At 44.2% G+C, this 19659-nt stretch carries 22 protein-coding genes; 21 read left to right on the forward strand and 1 reads right to left on the reverse strand.

Annotated elements, in window-relative coordinates; genetic code table 11:
* Window positions 1-5: 5 nt before the first annotated feature.
* On the reverse strand, window positions 6-362 hold the full coding sequence (locus tag BUB85_RS08215; RefSeq protein ID WP_073108295.1) for a BlaI/MecI/CopY family transcriptional regulator: 357 nt from the start codon (window positions 360-362) through the stop codon (window positions 6-8).
* Between the two features lie 200 nt (window positions 363-562).
* Between BUB85_RS08215 and BUB85_RS08220 the strand changes: the two genes are divergently transcribed.
* The 21 genes from BUB85_RS08220 (at window position 563) to rpmA (ending at window position 19623) form a co-directional block, all read left to right on the forward strand.
* Window positions 563-1075, forward strand: a complete 513-nt coding sequence (locus BUB85_RS08220; protein ID WP_073108298.1) for an RNA polymerase sigma factor — start codon at window positions 563-565, stop codon at window positions 1073-1075.
* Entirely contained in the window at window positions 1075-1836 is a 762-nt protein-coding gene (locus tag BUB85_RS08225; protein WP_073108301.1) for a hypothetical protein, read from the forward strand. The genes BUB85_RS08220 and BUB85_RS08225 overlap by 1 nt, the downstream gene beginning before the upstream one ends.
* Window positions 1808-2680 carry an ABC transporter ATP-binding protein gene (locus BUB85_RS08230; RefSeq protein WP_073108304.1) on the forward strand — a complete coding sequence of 291 codons (873 nt, stop codon included), beginning with the start codon at window positions 1808-1810 and terminating at the stop codon, window positions 2678-2680. The genes BUB85_RS08225 and BUB85_RS08230 overlap by 29 nt, the downstream gene beginning before the upstream one ends.
* Complete coding sequence (locus tag BUB85_RS08235; protein ID WP_073108306.1) at window positions 2677-3909, forward strand: ABC transporter permease; 1233 nt, start codon at window positions 2677-2679, stop codon at window positions 3907-3909. The genes BUB85_RS08230 and BUB85_RS08235 overlap by 4 nt, the downstream gene beginning before the upstream one ends.
* Window positions 3910-4173: 264 nt before the next feature.
* Entirely contained in the window at window positions 4174-5277 is a 1104-nt protein-coding gene (locus tag BUB85_RS08240; RefSeq protein ID WP_073108565.1) for an ABC transporter substrate-binding protein, read from the forward strand.
* A 126-nt stretch (window positions 5278-5403) separates the two neighbouring features.
* Window positions 5404-6249 (forward strand): ABC transporter permease, encoded by an 846-nt coding sequence (locus BUB85_RS08245; RefSeq protein WP_073108310.1) that lies wholly within the window; start codon window positions 5404-5406, stop codon window positions 6247-6249.
* Window positions 6249-7046 carry an ABC transporter permease gene (locus BUB85_RS08250; RefSeq protein ID WP_073108312.1) on the forward strand — a complete coding sequence of 266 codons (798 nt, stop codon included), beginning with the start codon at window positions 6249-6251 and terminating at the stop codon, window positions 7044-7046. The genes BUB85_RS08245 and BUB85_RS08250 overlap by 1 nt, the downstream gene beginning before the upstream one ends.
* Before the next feature lie 25 nt (window positions 7047-7071).
* Window positions 7072-8076 (forward strand): ABC transporter ATP-binding protein, encoded by a 1005-nt coding sequence (locus BUB85_RS08255; protein WP_073108316.1) that lies wholly within the window; start codon window positions 7072-7074, stop codon window positions 8074-8076.
* Window positions 8077-8105: 29 nt separating this feature from the next.
* On the forward strand, window positions 8106-9098 hold the full coding sequence (locus BUB85_RS08260; protein WP_073108320.1) for a PHP domain-containing protein: 993 nt from the start codon (window positions 8106-8108) through the stop codon (window positions 9096-9098).
* Window positions 9099-9189: 91 nt separating this feature from the next.
* Window positions 9190-10083, forward strand: a complete 894-nt coding sequence (locus BUB85_RS08265) for a hypothetical protein (protein WP_073108323.1) — start codon at window positions 9190-9192, stop codon at window positions 10081-10083.
* A gap of 152 nt (window positions 10084-10235) precedes the next feature.
* Window positions 10236-10565 carry a PadR family transcriptional regulator gene (locus tag BUB85_RS08270; RefSeq protein ID WP_073108326.1) on the forward strand — a complete coding sequence of 110 codons (330 nt, stop codon included), beginning with the start codon at window positions 10236-10238 and terminating at the stop codon, window positions 10563-10565.
* A 3-nt stretch (window positions 10566-10568) separates the two neighbouring features.
* The gene (locus BUB85_RS08275) at window positions 10569-11804 is read left to right on the forward strand and encodes an FtsW/RodA/SpoVE family cell cycle protein (protein ID WP_073108329.1); all 1236 of its coding nucleotides are present in this window, start codon (window positions 10569-10571) and stop codon (window positions 11802-11804) included.
* Between the two features lie 282 nt (window positions 11805-12086).
* Window positions 12087-13952, forward strand: a complete 1866-nt coding sequence (locus BUB85_RS08280; protein ID WP_073108332.1) for a TIGR03960 family B12-binding radical SAM protein — start codon at window positions 12087-12089, stop codon at window positions 13950-13952.
* Window positions 13936-14640, forward strand: a complete 705-nt coding sequence (locus tag BUB85_RS08285; protein ID WP_073108336.1) for a TIGR03936 family radical SAM-associated protein — start codon at window positions 13936-13938, stop codon at window positions 14638-14640. Before BUB85_RS08280 ends, BUB85_RS08285 begins: the two co-directional genes overlap by 17 nt.
* 59 nt (window positions 14641-14699) lie before the next feature.
* Window positions 14700-15932 (forward strand): ribonuclease E/G, encoded by a 1233-nt coding sequence (locus BUB85_RS08290; RefSeq protein WP_073108339.1) that lies wholly within the window; start codon window positions 14700-14702, stop codon window positions 15930-15932.
* Between the two features lie 27 nt (window positions 15933-15959).
* A complete protein-coding gene (locus tag BUB85_RS08295) occupies window positions 15960-17279 on the forward strand; it encodes an aspartate kinase (protein ID WP_073108342.1) in 1320 nt (439 codons plus the stop codon).
* Between the two features lie 15 nt (window positions 17280-17294).
* The gene (locus BUB85_RS08300) at window positions 17295-17714 is read left to right on the forward strand and encodes a CBS domain-containing protein (protein WP_073108345.1); all 420 of its coding nucleotides are present in this window, start codon (window positions 17295-17297) and stop codon (window positions 17712-17714) included.
* A 58-nt stretch (window positions 17715-17772) separates the two neighbouring features.
* On the forward strand, window positions 17773-18579 hold the full coding sequence (locus BUB85_RS08305) for an amidohydrolase family protein (protein ID WP_073108348.1): 807 nt from the start codon (window positions 17773-17775) through the stop codon (window positions 18577-18579).
* A gap of 101 nt (window positions 18580-18680) precedes the next feature.
* Entirely contained in the window at window positions 18681-18989 is a 309-nt protein-coding gene (gene rplU, locus BUB85_RS08310) for a 50S ribosomal protein L21 (protein ID WP_073108351.1), read from the forward strand.
* A gap of 12 nt (window positions 18990-19001) precedes the next feature.
* Window positions 19002-19334: a ribosomal-processing cysteine protease Prp gene (locus BUB85_RS08315; RefSeq protein WP_073108354.1), complete on the forward strand. Its 333-nt coding sequence runs from the start codon at window positions 19002-19004 to the stop codon at window positions 19332-19334.
* Between the two features lie 4 nt (window positions 19335-19338).
* Window positions 19339-19623 (forward strand): 50S ribosomal protein L27, encoded by a 285-nt coding sequence (rpmA, locus tag BUB85_RS08320; protein ID WP_073108357.1) that lies wholly within the window; start codon window positions 19339-19341, stop codon window positions 19621-19623.
* The last annotated feature ends 36 nt before the right edge of the window (window positions 19624-19659 follow it).

The raw sequence follows: 19659 nt of genomic DNA on the forward strand, positions 1-19659 counted from the left end.
ACCAATTACCGAAATAATATCGCAAAACAGGTTTTAAAAATTCTCTGTTTTGTACAAAAATTAATTAGTTCCCCAAGGGGGTTCTGAACAGTTACAAAACGTTTTAAAAAGGTGTTGCTTTCCTGGCTGATATATTCGCTTTCCGCAACCAGAGGCGTGTAGATAAATACGCGGCTCTGCTTCTCGTAGGTGAGCGCTTTTTTTGTTACGAGACGTTTGATGAGGGTCTGTATGGTTTTGGGACTCCAGGCTGTCGTACGGGTCAGCCGATCGGTTATGTCATTTGTGCTGATCGGCGCATATTTCCATACGATTTTCATCACTTCAAATTCAGCCTCGGATATCTGTGGCAGCTTTGACATATTGAAAACCTCCTTTGAACAAGTTCAAGTAATAAGCGGTGTATCGTTTAGTGCGTTTGCATTTTTTTCGAACTCTTACATATGTAATATATTATAAATGCTGTTAGGATGAATGTCAAATATGAAAATAATAAAAAAAGCAGAAAAGGTTGCCTTTTTGTGAAAGAATTTCGTTATATATCATATACGGAGGAGCAGCAGTGAACGACAGAAAAACAGTGAAAAATATTTTGACCGGTGAAACAGAGTACGTGGAGGTTCTAATACAGAAGTATTATGGGGATATTTATGCCTATTGCTATCAGCATTTGTTTGATAAGCATATGGCACAGGATATCACTCAGGAAACCTTTTTGCGTTTTTTGAAAAATCTGGAATCTTACAAGCATACGGGAAAGCTGAAAAATTATTTATATATTATAGCAAAAAATATAATTAGAGATTATCTGAAAAAACAAGATCGGAGATGCCTGTCGTATTCGAATGCAGAGCCAATCGTCAGCAATATGGAAAATACAGTATTGGAATTAGAGATAAAAAGTATTTTAGATTCATTGGAAGAAGAGGAGAGAGAACTTATAATTTTACGATATTATCAGGATATGACGTTTGCAGACATTTCCCGAATTATAGGCAAGCCGATGTCCACAGTAAAATATTCATTGAAGAAATTAGAAAAGAAAATCGGGGATAGACTGAAAGGAGAGTACTGATGAGAAATTATAAAATAAAAAAGGCATTAAATTTTAGTGTCCCGGAATATGATGCTGAAGCGTTGGAAAGAACAATGACTTTTTCAAAAAACATCGATTATGGAGTCGAGAAACAAAGGATGACCGAGGTACAAAGTATATTAGCGCAGATAAAATTCATTCCGATGAAAGCATGGGCGGGGAAGTTCGCCATAGCATGTCTTCTGAACGCAGGTATTCTGGTTGAAACACAGGTGGGAAATGCGAGTTTGTGGATGATAATATCGATATGTATTCCCTTGCTGTGTCTGACGGGTACAAATGAAATATGCAATATTATGCAGCCGGAATTGAAAAGTCTGCTTCTGACCGTTCGTTACTCAATGAAAAAAATTATTTTAATCAGGCTGCTCATATTTGGGGTGATCGATCTCCTGATTTTGTTATTAACTGCGGGAGCTGCTTTTTTTGCGGACTTATATGCAGGGTGGAATGACTTGCTGTATGTCATTATGCTCTACAATTTGATGTGTATGGGCTGCATTTATATTATAAATCACATCAGGGAAACAAATGCAGTCTTCGCCTGTTCTGTCTGGGGCGTCAGTCTGATTACCATGAATTTGATCATTAAAAATACGTTTGCTGAATTAGTGGCGGGTAAGGAAAATATGATTCTGTTATTGATCATTGCACTCACAATCTGGCGGATTTTGACGGAAATAAGTAATATGTTAGGAGGATTACAGGAACATGAAATTAACAGTCAGCAATTTGTCTAAACAATTTAAAAACAAGTCAGCAGTAGATGGCTTAAGTATCGAGTTGAAAGAAGGAGTCTATGGACTTTTGGGTGCCAACGGTGTCGGGAAAACGACATTCATTCAGATGTTGTGTGGGATTTTATCGCCCACGGAGGGAGAAATAAGATTTAATGAGAAAAATATAATGGACTTAGGCGAGGCATATAGAGATATATTGGGATATGTGCCGCAGGATTTTGGATATTTCCCGGAATTTACGGCAGAAAAATTTATGCTGTATATTGCAGCAGTTAAAGGCCTTCCCGCACATTATGCAAAAGAGTCTGTACAAAAACTATTGGGGAAAGTCAACCTGCAAAAAGCCTCGGATAAAAAAATAAAAACATTTTCCGGCGGAATGAAGAAAAGGCTCGGGATTGCACAGGCTCTTCTGAATGATCCGAAAGTACTGATATTAGATGAACCTACAGCGGGCCTTGATCCAAAAGAAAGAGCATATTTCAGAGGGATGATTTCAGACTTGTCAAAAGACAGGATTGTTATCTTGTCTACCCATATTGTATCTGATGTTGAATATATAGCCGATGAAATCATTTTTATGAAGGACGGGAAAATTGAATCCAGAGGGAGTGTGCGTGCATTGATTCAGACTTTGACAGGAAAAGTGTGGGAGGGGAATGTAGCGGAAAAGGATGTCGGCAAATACAGTGAAAAATATAGTGTGGTCAATTCACATTTTTCAGATAAAAGAACCTATATCCGGCTCATTGCTGATAAAAAACCGTCGATAGATTTTAAAGAGGCGGAACCGACATTGGAAGATGTCTATATCAATATATTTCGCACAAAGGAGGCAGAATGAAAAAATTAGTTTATTTCGAGTGGAAACGCATCTGGATGGGAAAGTTGATTAAATTATCACTGATTGGCTGCTGCGTTTTTATCGTGTTCTGTTTTTACTCAAGCATAGCGCAGATAAGTGCGACTGATTTAAATGGTGCGGTGCACTCTGGACTTCAGGGAGCAGCGGTATTAAAAGAAACGAGACCTGAACAAGTGTTGGACGAGCGCAGAGTCAAAGAAATTATTTCTGAATATTTAGACTATACAGCGCATCCGGAGACTTCATCTGATCAGGAGAAATTTCAATATTTGACGGAAGAAATGTATCTGAAATATTACGTGCCAAACAGGGACCTGCTGACTCTGATTTCTTCCGTTTACACTCCTCTGGGTGAAAATTATAGTCTGAAAGAATCCTTTGAAGCCGGTATGAATACGGATTTTTATTCCGCGAGGAAAGAGCGGGTGAAAGAGTGGCTTCAGATGAAAGAAAGGAGAGGACTTTTGAAGGGCATAGAGAAAGAATACTGGCTGGAGGAAGATGCCGGAGTTCCAACATATGTATATGGATATTATAAAGGCTGGGAGGATATTTTAAACAGCTCCAGCTGGCTGATTTTGATTATGATTGTAATCTGTATTGGAACTGCGCCGGTTTTCGCAGGCGAATACCAGACGAAATCGGATTCCCTGTTATTATCCTTAAAGTATGGAAAAAATAAACTTATAAAGGCGAAACTGACGGCTTCTCTGTTGTACGCAACTCTGGTGTATTGTGGGATTGTGCTGAGTTATTCTCTGGCTTATCTGCTCATATTGGGAGCCGAAGGAGGAGATCTGCCGCTGCAATTGATCAATACATATCCGATCAGCTATAATCTCACAATCAAGCAGGCGGTTATTCTATTTCTGCTGCTAATGTATGCAGCGGTGCTGCTTATGGTGTGTGTGACATTATTTATGTCATCGGTATTCAAAAGCTCATATACGGTCATTATCGTTGATTTTTTATTGATTGTAATTCCGTCATTTTTATACTTCAGTATGGGAGGATATTTATGGCAGCATATATTGGCGCTGTTCCCATCAAAAATAACCGAGTTCAAATATGATGATTATATAACGTATTCGATGGGCGGCTTTGTGCTGGAGCATCTGACAACCTTAATCATCAGCTACGCAGTTCTCTGTGTGTTGTTCATGGGAGCAGCGTATCAGAAGTTCAGAATGCATGAGGTAAATAGGTAAAGAGGACAGATTGTGTTCAATCCTGCCCGCTCCGCCAACATGCCAGTTACTGTGTAACAATAATAAATGAAAAGTTAAATCTTTTTGAAAGAAAGTAAAATAAAAGCCATTTTTCTTTTCCAAAGCTTAACAAAGAGTTTACTGATTGGAACTAGAACGGGATTTTCTCTTTTGCTATACTGGTCAAGTGCTAGGGTCACAGGACTGACACACACAATGCACAAAAAAATCAAAAAAGAAGTAAAGTATGTCGGAGGAGAAAGAATGAAGAAGAAAATTATCAGCGTATTATTGGTGAGCGCAATGGTGGCATCGATGGCTGCCGGATGTGGTAGTTCAAAAGCGTCAGCACAAGAGACAGTAGACTTAAATAGTATGACCGTAGATGAAATCGCAGCAAAAGCAACAGAAGATGGAACGGTTGAATCCGTAGGAATGCCGGACACATGGGCAAACTGGGGTGAGACATGGAAGGGAATCACAGATACATACGGCATTTCCCATACGGATACAGATATGTCTTCTGCAGAAGAGATTTCATTATTCAAGACAGAGGGTAAGGACGCAACAAAGGATATCGGTGATGTTGGTCAGGCATTCGGACCGGTGGCAGAAAAAGAAGGTGTTACATTAAAGTATAAGACAAGCAACTGGGATACCATTCCGGATTGGGCAAAGGATGATGATGGTGACTGGATCATCGGATATTATGGAACAATGTCCATCATCACAAACAACAAAATCGTGGACAAAGCACCGACTTCATTTGACGATGTCTTAAAAGGTGATTACATGGTAGCTGTTGGTGATGTCGCATCAGCAACACAGGCACAGTACGCAGTCTTAGCGGCAGCAATCGCATACGGTGGAGATGAGTCTAATATTCAGCCTGGATTAGACTATTTCAAAAAGCTTGCTGAGCAGGGAAGACTTGACTTAGGTGAATTTACACAGGCGCGTATTGAAAAAGGTGAAGTTGGAATCGCATTCCTTTGGGATTACAATGCGCTCGGATACCGTGAGCAGTTTGTCGCAAACAATGCAGCAGCAGATTTTGATGTGTGCATTCCTTCTGAGGCATCTATCCAGAGTGGTTACTGTACCATTATCAATGCATTCACAAAAAGACCGTATGCAGCAGCAGCGGCAAGAGAGTATATTCTGAGTGATCAGGGACAGATTAACCTTGCGAAAGGATATGCAAAACCGGTACGTGACGTAGAACTTCCGGAAGACGTAGCATCCAAGCTGCTGGATGACAGCCAGTATAAAAATGCGAGAATGGTGGAAGACCAGGAGGCATGGGATGCAACTGCAAAAACAATCGGTTCATTATGGCAGGAGCAGGTTGTCGCTTACGCAAAATAAAGACGACCAAAGCAGATAGTTTGGCTATCTATCCTACAAATGTAAACATGGAGGAGGCTGCTGCAGATGCAGCAGTCTCCTTTTTGAAAAAAGAATCTAAAAAAATTCCAAAAAGAGGGAAAAAGGATGAAATCAAAAAAGAAAGCATATTTATTTGCCATGGTTCCGTTCCTGGCATTATGCATATTGTTTGAAATTATTCCGGTAATCTACACGGTGATCAGAGGATTCATGCCGGAGGGCGGCGCTCTGGGATTCACACTGGATAATTTCACGTACATTTTTACAACAATGCTTTATAAGAAAGCAATTACAAACAGTCTGATGATCTCCATACTGTCATCACTGATCGGCATTATCGTTGCATTTATCGGGGCAAAGGCAGTCCATGACGGAGTTGGAAAGCTGAGCCAGACATTTATGAGTATTCTGAACATGGTATCCAATTTCTCCGGCGTACCACTTGCATTTGCATATATCATCATGCTCGGAAATATCGGTGTCATGACAATGGTCGGTAAAAATTATGGAATTGAAGTTCTTGCGAACTTTCCGCTGTATTCTGTCTGGGGACTGCTGATGATCTACGTATATTTTCAGATTCCGCTTGCGACCCTGCTTCTCATTCCTGCATTTGAGTCAATTCGAAATGAATGGAAAGAGGCAGTGGCACTGCTTGGTGGAAACAAGATGACATTTTGGAAAAAGGTCGGCATTCCGGTGCTTCTTCCAAGTATCTTAGGTACATTTTCCGTGCTTTTCGCAAATGCGCTGGCGGCTTACGCTTCTGCATATGCACTTCTTATGAACAATGTTACATTGCTCCCGATCCGTCTGTCCGAGCAGTTTGTCGGAGATATTCAGCAGAGACCAGAATTTGGAAGTGCGATCGCTGTTGTCATGATGGTATTCATGGTAATTGCAATCGTGATTCAGGATAAAGTGACACCAAAGCAAGGAGGAAAACGATAATGCAGAAAAAGAAAAATATCGGCGCCAGGATCATCGTAATTATTGTGATTGCTTATTTGCTGGTGCCGCTGATTATGACATTGATCTACTCATTGTTCAAAGAATGGATCGACGTGGTTCCGACTGGATTCACACTTTCGGCATACGTAGCACTCTTCACAGACCCGGCATTCTGGCAGTCTGTTGGAAGAACCGTGATCATATCGGTTATCCCGATTGCGTTGTGTACCGTGTTTGTCCTTCTGGCAATGTATGTGGTGGTAATCTATCATCCGGAATGGGACCGTTTTATGCAGATTTTATGTACCATTCCCTATGCGATTCAGGGGGTTATCCTTCCAATCTGTGTGCTTTCTCTTTATACAAGCGCGCCGGAGCCGCTGAACAATCGTATGGTAATGCTGGTGGCGACTTACATGGTTGTTATTCTTCCCTATGTATATCAGGGGATCCGCAACAACATCGCCGGTGTCGGTGCGGGGAGAATGATCGAGGCGGCGCAGATGCTTGGTGCAAGTAAGCTGTATGCATTTTTCAGAGTGGTCATTCCAAACATCATGAGTGGTGTTACCGTATCCGTTATGCTGGCCATGGCAATCGTATTTGGAGATTTTGTTATCATCAACACGCTGGCTGGTGGTCATTTTATGACAGCACAGATGTATATGTATGATGTCATGAAAAAATCCGGACAGCGGACCTGCGCGGTTATCATTATATTATTTGTCGTAACCTTGTTGATTTCCGGTTTTGCATTTGTTCTGCAGTCAAAACAGGGAAATAAAAAAGTAAAGTAGATTCGAGAGAGAAAGGATAAGTAAAATGGCTTATATTGAATTTAAAGATATTGATAAATTTTATGGGAAGAACCACGTGCTAAAGGGGATTAACCTTGAAATAGAACAGGGAGATTTTGTTACTCTTCTGGGACCTTCCGGATGCGGAAAGAGTACGCTGCTGCGCTGTCTTGCCGGATTAGAGCAGACATCAGGCGGACAGATCATTCTGGATGGTGAGGATATCACGCAGAAGGATCCGAAGGACAGAAATATCGGAATGGTATTCCAGCAGTACAGCCTGTTCCCGAATATGACAGTAAAAGAGAATCTTGCATTTGGTCTGAAGCTGCAGAAGCTTCCGGCAGATGAAATCGAAAAGCGTGTAAAGGATTCGGTCGAGATGGTCGAGCTGATCGGAAAAGAAAATGAATATCCATCCAATCTTTCCGGTGGACAGCAGCAGAGAGTCGCACTCGCAAGAGGAATCGTCATGCGCCCGAAGGTATTGCTTCTGGATGAGCCGCTCAGTGCCATTGATGCAAAACTGAGAAAATCACTGCAGACAAGTATCCGCGAGATTCATAAGGAACTGGGACTGACTTCCGTATTCGTTACCCACGATCAGGATGAGGCGATGGTAATGTCAGATGTCATTCATCTGTTCCACAACGGTATCATCGAGCAGTCTGGAAATCCGGTCAACATTTATACAAAACCTGCGACATCTTTTGCAGCAGGATTTATCGGAAACTATAATATCTTAGATAAGAAGGATATGAAGCAGCTGACCGGAAAAGACTGGAGCGGAGACGTTGCAATCCGTCCTGAGACACTGCGCATTTCACGTGAGCAGATCACCACTGGAGAAAGCTACAAAATGCAGGGCGTAATTCTTGACCGTGTACCGAGAGGAAACGTTCTTCGTTACAAAGTCCGCACAAACAATGTTGATGTACATGTGGATGTATTATTCAGAAGCGCATCAATGTATGAAATCGGAGACACCGCATTCATGGCACTCGCGGATCACAACTGTGTACGCTTGTAAGAAGTTGTAATAAATCGAAGGAGACAGATATGACAAAAATTACGATGCATGGATTTACGGAAAAAGGAAACTGGTATAAAGGGAATCTGCACAGTCATACGGTCAATTCAGATGGCATTCTGACACCGGAAGAGTCGGTGAAGCTGTTTAAAGAACACGGATATCATTTCCTGTGTTTCTCGGAACATGACAAATATACCGATTACCGTGAGACATTCAACTGTGAGGACTTTATCATTCTGCCGGGACTGGAAGCCTCCGCGAATCTGTATGATTCAGAAGAATCCGGTCTGCGCATGAAGGTGCACCATATTCACGGGATTTTGGGGACAGAGGAAATGCAGAAAAACGCGGAACTTCCACTGTATCAGAACAACGATATCCATACGGTTCCAAAATATTACGGGGACTGGGACGGTGCGAAAGTGGCGCAGGAGCTGGCGGATGAGATGGCGGCTCATGGACTGATTGCCACATACAATCACCCGATCTGGTCACGTGTGCGCGAGGAAGAATTTATTCACACGGAGAATATCTGGGCACTGGAAATATTCAATTACAATACTGTAAACGAGAGCAACACCGGATATGATGAGACCTACTGGGATATCATGCTGCGGGAAGGAATCTGCATGAATGCCTTTGCATCCGACGATAACCATAACGAGGGATTGTTTGATGATGCCTGCGGCGGATATATCGTAGTGAAGGCAGAAAACCTGACACATGAGGACATTGTGACAAATATGCTGACGGGAAATTATTATTCCTCATCTGGTCCGGAAATCTATGACTGGGGTATCCGTAATGGTGTCGCATATGTAGAATGCAGTCCGGTATACCGCATTGATTTCATTGCGGGAAATGTCGTCAATGACGGAATCACTAAAATGTGCGGTTCCTATGAGGAGACGATGTCGGATGCCGAGTTTGAACTGAAAGGACATGAGTCCTACGTGCGTGTGAAATGTACGGATAAATACGGAAAGACTGCGTGGAGCAATCCACTGTACTTAAAATAATATGTGGTAAAAAGTGTAGAGAATCTCTTTCTTTGCCGGAACGGTTGCTGTATAATGAAATTACAAAAGTTTCTGCGGGAAGGAGATATCTATGATAGGTTTTTTAATATTTTTTTTGACGGATATATTTATTTCTGTGGTTTTCATGGCTGTTTACGGTGGAAGACGCGGATATAAGAATGGAATGCTTCTGGGGGTTCATGTTCCGGAAACAGCGGTGAGGGATCTGGAAGTAGAGGCCTTTATGGCAGACTATCGGAAAAGGAATAAATGGTTTTATTATCTGAACATTGTAGCGTCGGGGGCTGTCTGTTTTCTATTATTCTGGCATCTCTCGATTTTTATGATTGTCTGGAGTTTATGGCTGATTCAGTTGATTGCGGGGGCGTTCTGGATGCTGTATGGGGCGAACCGAAAGCTGTATGAGATGAAGGTGAGACGCGGATGGGGAACCGGGGACTACGATGGCGACTGCTACTGGAAGAATGGATGGTATGACAATCCGGAGGATAACAGGCTGCTTGTACCGGACCGGTTCTGCGCGGCAAATTATACAATGAACATGGGCAAAAAGGCCGGTAAGATCGTGGTGCTGTCCGGAATCGGGCTGACGCTGGCCTTGCTGGTTTGGCTGAATGTAATGTTCCTGAGAGTAGACTTTATACCGTGGGAGCTGGCGATTTCAAATGGAAAAGTCAGCATATCTTCTACGATGTACGCAATCTCTTTTTCAAAGGATGATGTGAAGCGTGCAGAACTTCTGGATGCGATGCCGGATGAATCTCTTCGAAAAACAAACGGACTTTCCGACAACCAGCAGCTTGTCGGGGAATTTCGCGGGAGTGAGAGCGGGGACAGCAGAATCTACGTTTATCGGGATCATTCCCCTGTGCTGAAAATCGAATTGCCGGATTATACGGTTTACATCAATAGCCAGAAGGCGGAACAGACAGAGGAATGGTATCATATGCTGGAGGCGAAATAAGAATGAAATTGTTTCTGTGGATGTTTGCTCTGCGGAAAATCAATTCTTAATTCACTTGACATATATAGACCGTCTACATATAATGTATGTGTAGACGGTCTATATATGTAACCTTGTAAAACCTCATTAAGTTCCGAAAGGAGACATTCATTATGGCACTTGATAAATCTTTAGTATCCGGCAGTACGTCCATGCTGGTCCTGCGTCTGCTGTCCGACAAGGATATGTACGGCTATGAGATCATTGATACACTGGATCAGCGCTCCCAGAATGTATTTCAATTAAAAGCGGGAACGCTTTACCCACTGCTTCATACACTCGAGAATCAGAAGCTTCTGACGTCCTATGAGAAGCCGGCCAATGGAAGGACGCGAAAGTACTACGCAATCACAAAAGAGGGCAGGAAACATCTGACACTTAAACAGAACGAATGGCAGGAATACACAAGCGCTGTCGCCCATGTGCTGAGTCTGGAGGTGTAGCCGATGAATGAACAGGAATATCTGGAAATCCTTCAGGAACAGATCCGCTGTAAGAAAGCGCGTGAGCTGGTCGCATCAGAGGTCAAAGATCACATTGAAGATCAGGCTGTCGCCTTCGAGGAGAGCGGGATGTCGAGAACCGCGGCAATCGAGGCGGCGGTGTGCGAGATGGGAGATCCTGTGGACACGGGAATCGCGCTGGACCGAGTCCACAGACCACAGATGGAATGGCGGTTTTTACTGCTGGCCGTGGGGATCGGGCTGATCGGAATGTGTATGCAGCTGTTCTGGGGGGCACGGATAACAGCCCCTCTTTACACCGGATTTGGAATACTGATCATGCTGGGTGTCTATTTCTTTGACTATAGTATTGTCGGAAAGCATGCAGCATTTTTTACATTTGGATTCCTGATTTTATGTGGTCTCGCATTATTTTTTTTCGGAGGAGAGATAAGGGGATCGCTGATGTATTTTTCTATTGGAAATATCAGGATATCGATGTGGAATGTATTACACTTGTACCCGCCAATTTATGGGGCGTATTTATATTCCCTGAGACACCACAACGGCAGAAATTTATGGAAGGCCCTGTTGTTGATTGCCATTCCGACAGCCTTCGCAGCATGGCTGCCCTGTCTGTCGCTGGCCTTCAGTCTGTTTATGATTCTTATGCTTATGTTATCTGTCGCGCTGCTCAAGGGATGGTTTCTGGGAAACCGAATCAGAAAACTGGCTATATTATGGAACTGCGCCGTTGGGCTGCCGGGAATCTTCCTCGGTGGAATCTATTTGTCTGGAAGACTGGCCCCCTATCAGACAGAAAGAATACAAAGATACTTTACTTCAGGGGTGTTCGCGGGTAATGGAACTATTCCACGATTGAGCGAGGTCTATAATCAGGAAAATTCCACGCAGTATGTGATTGCCTATGTGACACAGTACTATGGCATGCTGGCAGGGATACTTCTGGTTGCCGCCATGGCATTTCTGATTTATAAGATATTCAGGATTTCTACAAAGCAGAAAAACCAGCTGGGTATGATGATGGGAATCGGCTGTGGTCTGTCACTCGGTGCGCAGGTCCTTGGATATACACTGTACAATTTCGGAATTGTCAGTGGAGGAATGATTTCGTATCTGCCGTTGCTTTCTTATGGGGCAGGCGGCACGGCTATGACGTATTATATATTGGGGCTGGTCTTAAGCATTCACAGATATCAGAGTGTGATTTCAGCCTGACACATCATTTTCGCCAGAAAATAATATTGTCCTTACGGAGCCTTGCGGTACACGCAGGGCTTTCTTTATGTAATAAGAAAGTTCGCTGAACTTTCCTATTACATAAAACCCTCCGGGGGATGCGCACTGCACGCAAGAAGAATATGGTCACTGGCGTGACCGCGCTTCGGCGCGAGAGTTTCGCATGCGAAACTCTTTGTTTGGTTTTATGCTTGAAGTTCTCCCGGTTAATGCGTATAATGGAAAAAGTATGAGCAGATTACACGAAAAGAGAGGTACAGGATGCGAAAATTAGCGTTGTCCGATGATGTGCTGATGGCGGTAGAAAAGCCGGAGCGTTATATTGGAAATGAAGTAAATTCAGTGATGAAAAATCTGGACGAGATCGACATACGGTTTGCCATGTGCTTTCCGGATGTCTATGAGATTGGAATGTCTCATCTTGGAATCCAGATTTTATATGATATGTTTAACCGTAGGGAGGACACCTGGTGTGAGCGGGTATATTCACCGTGGCTTGATCTGGACAAGATTATGAGGGAGCAGAAGATTCCGCTGTTTACATTGGAGTCTCAGGATCCGGTAAGATCCGTTGATTTTCTCGGGATTACAATTCAGTACGAGATGTGCTACACCAACATTCTGCAGGTTCTGGATCTGAGCGGGATTCCCCTTCACGCCAAGGATCGGAGCATGGAGGATCCTTTTGTGATCGGAGGCGGCCCATGTGTCTACAATCCAGAACCGTTGGCAGAGTTTTTTGATATTTTCTATATTGGCGAGGGCGAGACCGTTTACGATGAATTGCTGGACGCATATAAAGAATGGAAACAATCTGGAAAAACCAGAGTGGAATTTTTGGAACTTGCGGCTCAGATAGAAGGATTGTATGTCCCGATGTTCTATGATGCTTTTTATAATGAAGATGGAACGCTTGCAGCATTTACACCAAACAATGTGCATGCCAGGGAAACCATCCGAAAGCAGATGGTGCTGGATGTCACGGAGGCGGTCTACCCGCAGGCTCCCGTCGTCCCTTTTATAAAGGTGACTCAGGACCGGGTGGTCCTTGAGATTCAGCGTGGATGTATCCGCGGGTGCCGTTTCTGTCAGGCGGGCATGCTTTACCGCCCGACCAGAGAGCGGGACGTGGAAAAATTAAAAGGGTACGCGAGAAATATGCTGAAGAATACCGGACATGAAGAGATTTCTCTTAGTTCCCTGAGCTCCAGCGATTATTCCCAGCTGGAAGAACTGGTCAATTTCCTGATCGACGAATTTCAGGGACAGGCTATCAATATTTCGTTGCCGTCCCTGCGTATCGATGCGTTTTCACTGGATGTCATGAGTAAGGTGCAGGATGTGAGAAAAGGAAGTCTTACGTTTGCACCGGAGGCTGGATCCCAGCGGATGCGCAATGTGATCAATAAGGGGCTTACCGAGGAGGAGATTCTGGAAGGCGCCGGGCGGGCGTTTGAGGGCGGATGGAATAAAGTGAAGCTTTATTTCATGCTTGGGCTTCCGTCAGAGACGGAGGAAGACATGAAAGAGATTGCCCGTCTTTCCGACCGGATTGCAAGACGGTATTACGAGATTCCGAAAGAGCAGCGGAACGGAAAATGCCAGATTACGGCAAGTTCCAGCTTTTTCATTCCCAAGCCGTTCACCCCGTTCCAGTGGGCAACCATGTATCCGGCCGAGGAGTATATCCGTCGGGCGTGCATTGTAAAGCATGAGTTTCAGGATCAGCTGAACCGCAAGAGCCTGAAGTACAACTGGCATGAGGCGGATGTGACGCCGCTGGAGGGTGTGTTTGCCCGCGGAGACCGCAGAGTTGGAACGGTCATTGAGAAGGCTTACGAGCTTGGCTGCCTGTACGATGCGTGGAGCGAGTCCTTTGACAACGAAAAGTGGCTGCAGGCATTTGCGGAAACGAATGTGGATATGGATTTTTATATTATGCGAAAACGTGAGCTGGATGAGCTGTTCCCATGGGACTTCATCGACATCGGCGTGACGAAAGCATTTTTGAAGAGAGAGTGGAACAATGCCATGGCAGGCACGGTGACGAAGAACTGTCGTGAGCAGTGTTCCGGCTGTGGAGCAGGAACATTCGGAGGAGGTGTCTGTATTGAAGGTAAGAGTTAAATTTCGAAAAAATGGAGCTATGCGTTACATCGGGCACCTGGATGTCATGCGTTATTTCCAGAAGGCCATGCGTCGTGCCGATATTCCAGCGGCTTTCTCCAAGGGCTTCAGCCCGCATATGATCATGTCCTTTGCTAATCCACTGGGAGTGGGACTGACCAGCGATGGTGAGTATTTTGATATGGAGCTGACAGAACCGATTCCGTCAAAGCAGGCTATCGTACAGATTAACAAAGCCATGGTTGAGGGAATGGAAGTCACCGAATTTGTTCAGATTGCGGAGGAGAAAAAGGCAACAGGTATGGCAATCGTGGCGGGTGCAGACTACCTGTCCTCTCTGAAAAAGGGGGCATTGCCTGCCGATTGGAAAGATCAGGTGGACCCGTTCCTTGCGCAGGAACAGATTTTGATTGTAAAGAAAACGAAGCGGAGCGAAAAAGAGGTGGATATCCGCCCTATGATTTACCGCATGGAAGTCCGTGGTGATGCGGTGTTTATGCAGGTGGCAACGGGAAGTGTGGAAAATCTCAAGCCGGGGCTTGTGGTGGAAGCATTTTGCAGCTATCTCGGCATCGAGAAGGAGTCGGTGTCATTCGCGCATCACAGATTGGAGCTGTACGCAGATGGCGGCGGGGATGGCAAGCGGAAACTGGTTCCGCTTGCAGCCCTTGGGAACGAGATTTTATAGAATTTCAGAAGGATTCTTAACAGACATCGATCATAGATAATAAGTAGGGGAAAGAAAACATGGAGAGACGAGTGATCATCACAAAACTTAATAAGCAGATTCTGACATCGATTATGGAGGATGGCGAGATCGTGGAAATTCACTGCAGTGATGATCCGGTGGAATCGAAAGGCAGCCGCCATATTCTTGGCAATGTATACATCGGTCGAGTTCGCAATATCGTGGCGAATATAGGAGCCGCTTTTATTGAGATTGAGCCGGGAATCGAATGCTATTATGCTTTGGACAAAAACCCGCAGCCTTTCTTTACCCGCAAGATCGGGAAAAAGCCGCTGTGCATCGGCGATGAAATGCTGGTGCAGATCAGTAAGGAGGCTGTCAAGACCAAAGCACCGACAGTGACATCCGCGGTCAGCCTGACGGGAAGATATGTGGTACTCAGCATGGGAAACCCGAAAATCGGAGTTTCCGGCAAAATCGGCAGAGAGAAAAGAGCGGAGCTGATTGCCCTGATGGAACCATGCCGAAATGAGGAATATGGATTTGTGGTCCGTACCAATGCGAAGGATGCCCCGCATGAGGAGATTGTTTGCGAAGCAGAGCGGCTTATAAAAGTATATCGGCATCTCAGGGAGACCGCGGGTATGCGCACCTGCTTTTCCTGTCTTTATCAGGCACCGGAGGCATATCTCACGGATCTGAAGAACCTTTACCAGGAGGGGCTGAAAGAATATGTGGTAGAAGATACCGCGCTGCACAGCCAGATTGCGGAATATCTCGGGCAGGAACAGCCGGAGAATCTGGAAAAGCTCCGCCTGTATCAGGACAGACAGCTTCCACTGCACAAGCTCTACAGCATAGATACAGTTCTTGGCAGGGCACTGCGGGAGAAGGTGTGGCTTAAGACCGGCGGATATCTCATCATTCAGCCCACGGAGGCACTGACGGTGATTGATGTGAACTCCGGGAAGAGTATTTCCGGCAGAAAAGCGCAGGATGCCTATCGGAAAATCAATCTCGAAGCGGCTGCGGAGGCTGCAAAACAGATGCGGCTGCGCAATCTCTCCGGAATTATTCTGATTGATTTTATCAATCTCGAGGAGAAAGAAGCAATGAATGAACTGCTGAATACCCTTCGGAAATATCTGATAAAAGACCCGGTTCAGGCGACGCTGGTGGATGTGACAAAGCTGCAGCTGGTGGAGGTGACCCGGAAAAAGGTTCGCAAACCTTTGCACGAAAGTGTGAAAAATAACTTTACGAATATGAAGGAAAGCGATATAATATCGTAAGTTATAAAATTAGTGGAGGAAATACAAATGAAGAAAGTTGTAAAATTTGGTGGCAGTTCATTGGCAAGCGCAGGACAGTTTAAAAAGGTCGGAGAGATCATCAGGGCAGACAAGTCACGCAGATATGTGATTCCGTCGGCTCCGGGAAAAAGAAGCAAAACTGATACGAAGGTTACAGATATGCTGTACACCTGTTATGGGGCTGCTGTCAGAGAGAAAAACTTTTCTGAATTGTTAAGAGAGATAAAAGAGCGGTATGAGGAGATTATCGAGGGACTTGGGCTCACTTTATCTTTGGATGAAGATTTTGAAGTGATCCGCAAAAATTTTGGTGCAAAGATTGGCCGTGACTATGCAGCTTCACGCGGAGAATATCTGAATGGTAAAGTGATGGCAGCATATCTTGGATTTGAGTTTATTGATGCTGCAGAAGTCATCAAGTTCGATGCAGAGGGACGATTCGATGCGGAGCTGACAGACACACTGCTCGGCGAGAGGCTGAGTGACACAGAGTATGCAGTGATTCCGGGCTTTTATGGTGGAAAGCCAGATGGAACGATTGCTACATTTTCCCGCGGGGGATCTGATATAACCGGATCGCTTGTGGCTAAGGCTGTGAGTGCGGATCTGTACGAGAACTGGACGGATGTCTCTGGATTTTTGATCGCAGATCCAAGAATTGTGAAAAATCCGAAATCTATCGAGACCATCACTTACAAAGAACTCCGCGAGCTCTCTTACATGGGGGCTACGGTACTGCATGACGAAGCTATTTTCCCGGTCCGCAAGGTGGGAATCCCGATCAATATCCGCAACACCAATGCTCCGGAAGAGAAGGGAACCCTGATTGTCGAGAGCACATGCCGTCAGCCCAAATATACGATTACCGGTATCGCCGGCACAGACGGATTTGCTTCTGTCACGGTGGAAAAAGCCATGATGAACTCCGAGGTTGGATTCTGTCGTAAAGTGTTGGAAGTATTCGAGGGGAACGACATTTCCATTGAACATATGCCTTCTGGAATTGATACAATGACGATTTTTGTCAACAAGAAGGATTTTGAAGAAAAAGAACAGAAAATCATCACAGAAATTCACAAAGCAGTGGATCCGGATCACATCGAGCTGGAAGCGAATCTGGCATTAATTGCTATCGTTGGACGCGGAATGAAAGCGACCAGAGGAACGGCTGGAAGAATCTTCTCTGCACTGGCGCATGCGAATATCAACGTCAAGATGATCGATCAGGGTTCCAGCGAGCTTAATATTATCGTTGGAGTCAGACATGATGATTTTAAAAACGCAATTCAGGCACTTTACGAGATTTTTGTGCTGACACAATTATAAAGGTGGTAAATCAAATTGAATATTTTATTTTTCCTAAAGCCTAAAATCGAAGTTGCTTATACGTACGATCACTGTACGCTCAGGCAGGTTCTGGAAACAATGGAACATCACAAATATTCGTCTATCCCGATGATCAACCGTGCGGGGAAGTATGTGGGGTCTATCACAGAAGGCGATATCCTGTGGGAAGTGAAAAAGAGAAATAATCTGAATGTAAAGGTGGCAGAGAATATCTTCATAGCTGATTTTCCAAGAAAAGCCGATTACGAGGCAGTGTCTGCCGAATCGGACATGGAAGATCTGATTCAGAAAGCGATGAATCAGAATTTTGTTCCGGTGGTGGACGATCAGGGGTATTTTATAGGAATTATTACAAGAAAAAGTATTATTGAGTACTGCTATAATATATTAAAAGAATTGACTGAAAAAAAATAGGCGAAATTAATTTAACCTCATCAAGTAAAAACACGATATTTATAGAAAGAGTGGCCGGATGATTGATTTTCACACACATATATTTCCAGAAAAAATAGCGAAAGGAACCTTGGACTTTTTAGGTGAAAAATGCGGAGTCGATCCGTTTACAAACGGGACAGCCTCCGGTCTTTCGGATTCAACCAAAGAGGCGGGACTGGATTTGTCGGTCGTGCTGCCGGTGGTGACAAAGCCGAAACAGTTTCTGTCAATCAACGAGTTCGCACTGCAGGTACAGTCTGAACGCTTATTGTCCTTTGGGGGGATTCATCCGGAAACATCTGACTATAAAAGTGAATTGAATTTTATCGCAGAATCGGGGCTAAAAGGAATCAAACTACATCCGGATTATCAGGGGACATTTATTGATGATATAAAATATGAACGGATTATTGACCGCGCATCGGAGTTAGGGCTGGTTGTCGTTATCCACTCCGGGTATGATCCGGGGTATCCTGAACTCATACACTGTGCTCCCAGCCGCGCAGCAAAAATGCTGGATGATGTAACCCCTGAAAAGGTTGTGCTTGCGCACATGGGCGGATACAATGTAGAGGCAGACGGGTCTCTTGGCTGGCGGGAGATGGAAGAGTATCTGCTGGGAAGAGATGTCTATCTGGATACGGCACTTGTTTTAGATAAAATGCCGAAAGATACCTTACAACGGATTATAGAGCAGCATGGCTCCGACAAAATACTGTTTGCGACAGATTCTCCGTGGGCAGGACAGAGTGAATTTGTGGAATACATGAGTACACTGCCGATTGCAGAAATGGACAGACAGAAAATCTTTCATGAAAATGCAGCAAAGCTCTTGACTTTATAGAATACATTGTGATATTATACTACGGTATGCCGCACGACGAGGTTTTGAAGTCCTCAAGAAGGACACCATAGTCGGCGAGTAATGATAATAGGAGGTGCCATATGTACGCAATTATAGCAACAGGTGGTAAACAGTACAAAGTAGCCGAAGGCGATATCATTAAAGTAGAAAAGCTTGGTGTAGAAGCTGGAGAGTCTTTTACATTTGACCAAGTACTTGCAGTAAGCAATGACAAACTGGTTGTTGGAAACCCAACAGTATCAGGAGCTACTGTTACAGGATCTGTAGTTGGAAACGGTAGAGACAAAAAAGTCATCGTTTACAAGTATAAGAGAAAAACTGGATATCATAAGAAAAATGGTCATAGACAGTCTTTCACAGCTGTTAAGATTGAAAAAATCAACGCTTAGTCAGGTGTCTGAATGATTCATGTAACGATTTATAAGAATGAAGAGCATGTATGTATGGGGTTCAATGCGATTAATCATGCGGGATATGCCGAGGAAGGGCAGGACATTGTCTGTGCTGCAGCTTCGGTCCTTATGATTAATACGATCAATGCGATAGAACATTTCACAGATGAGAGAGCCTCGGAGGTTTCCAATGAGGATGAAGCACTGATTGATTACCGCTTGAAGGATGTACCAGGACATGATGCAGATTTGTTGTTGAATACCATGATTCTCGGAATTGAGGAGCTGGCGAACGACAAAAACTATGAAGATTATATTACGATAAGATTTGAGGAGGTGTAAAACCATGATGAAATTAAACCTTCAATTCTTCGCTCATAAAAAGGGAATGGGTTCTACCAAGAACGGTAGAGATTCCGAATCCAAGAGACTGGGCGCGAAGAGAGCCGATGGACAATTTGTAAAAGCTGGAAACATTCTTTACAGACAGCGCGGAACAAAGATTCACCCGGGTACTAACGTAGGACGTGGTGGAGATGATACTTTGTTTGCATTAGTAGATGGCGTTGTAAAGTTTGAAAGAAAAGGAAGAGATAAGAAACAAGTTTCTATCGTTCCTGTAGCAGAATAAGATGTAAGACGAGTAGGCTTCAAATCATATGGTTTG

Origin of the sequence: Hespellia stercorisuis DSM 15480 (assembly GCF_900142165.1) — a bacterium.
GTDB classification, from domain to species: Bacteria; Bacillota; Clostridia; order Lachnospirales; family Lachnospiraceae; genus Hespellia; species Hespellia stercorisuis.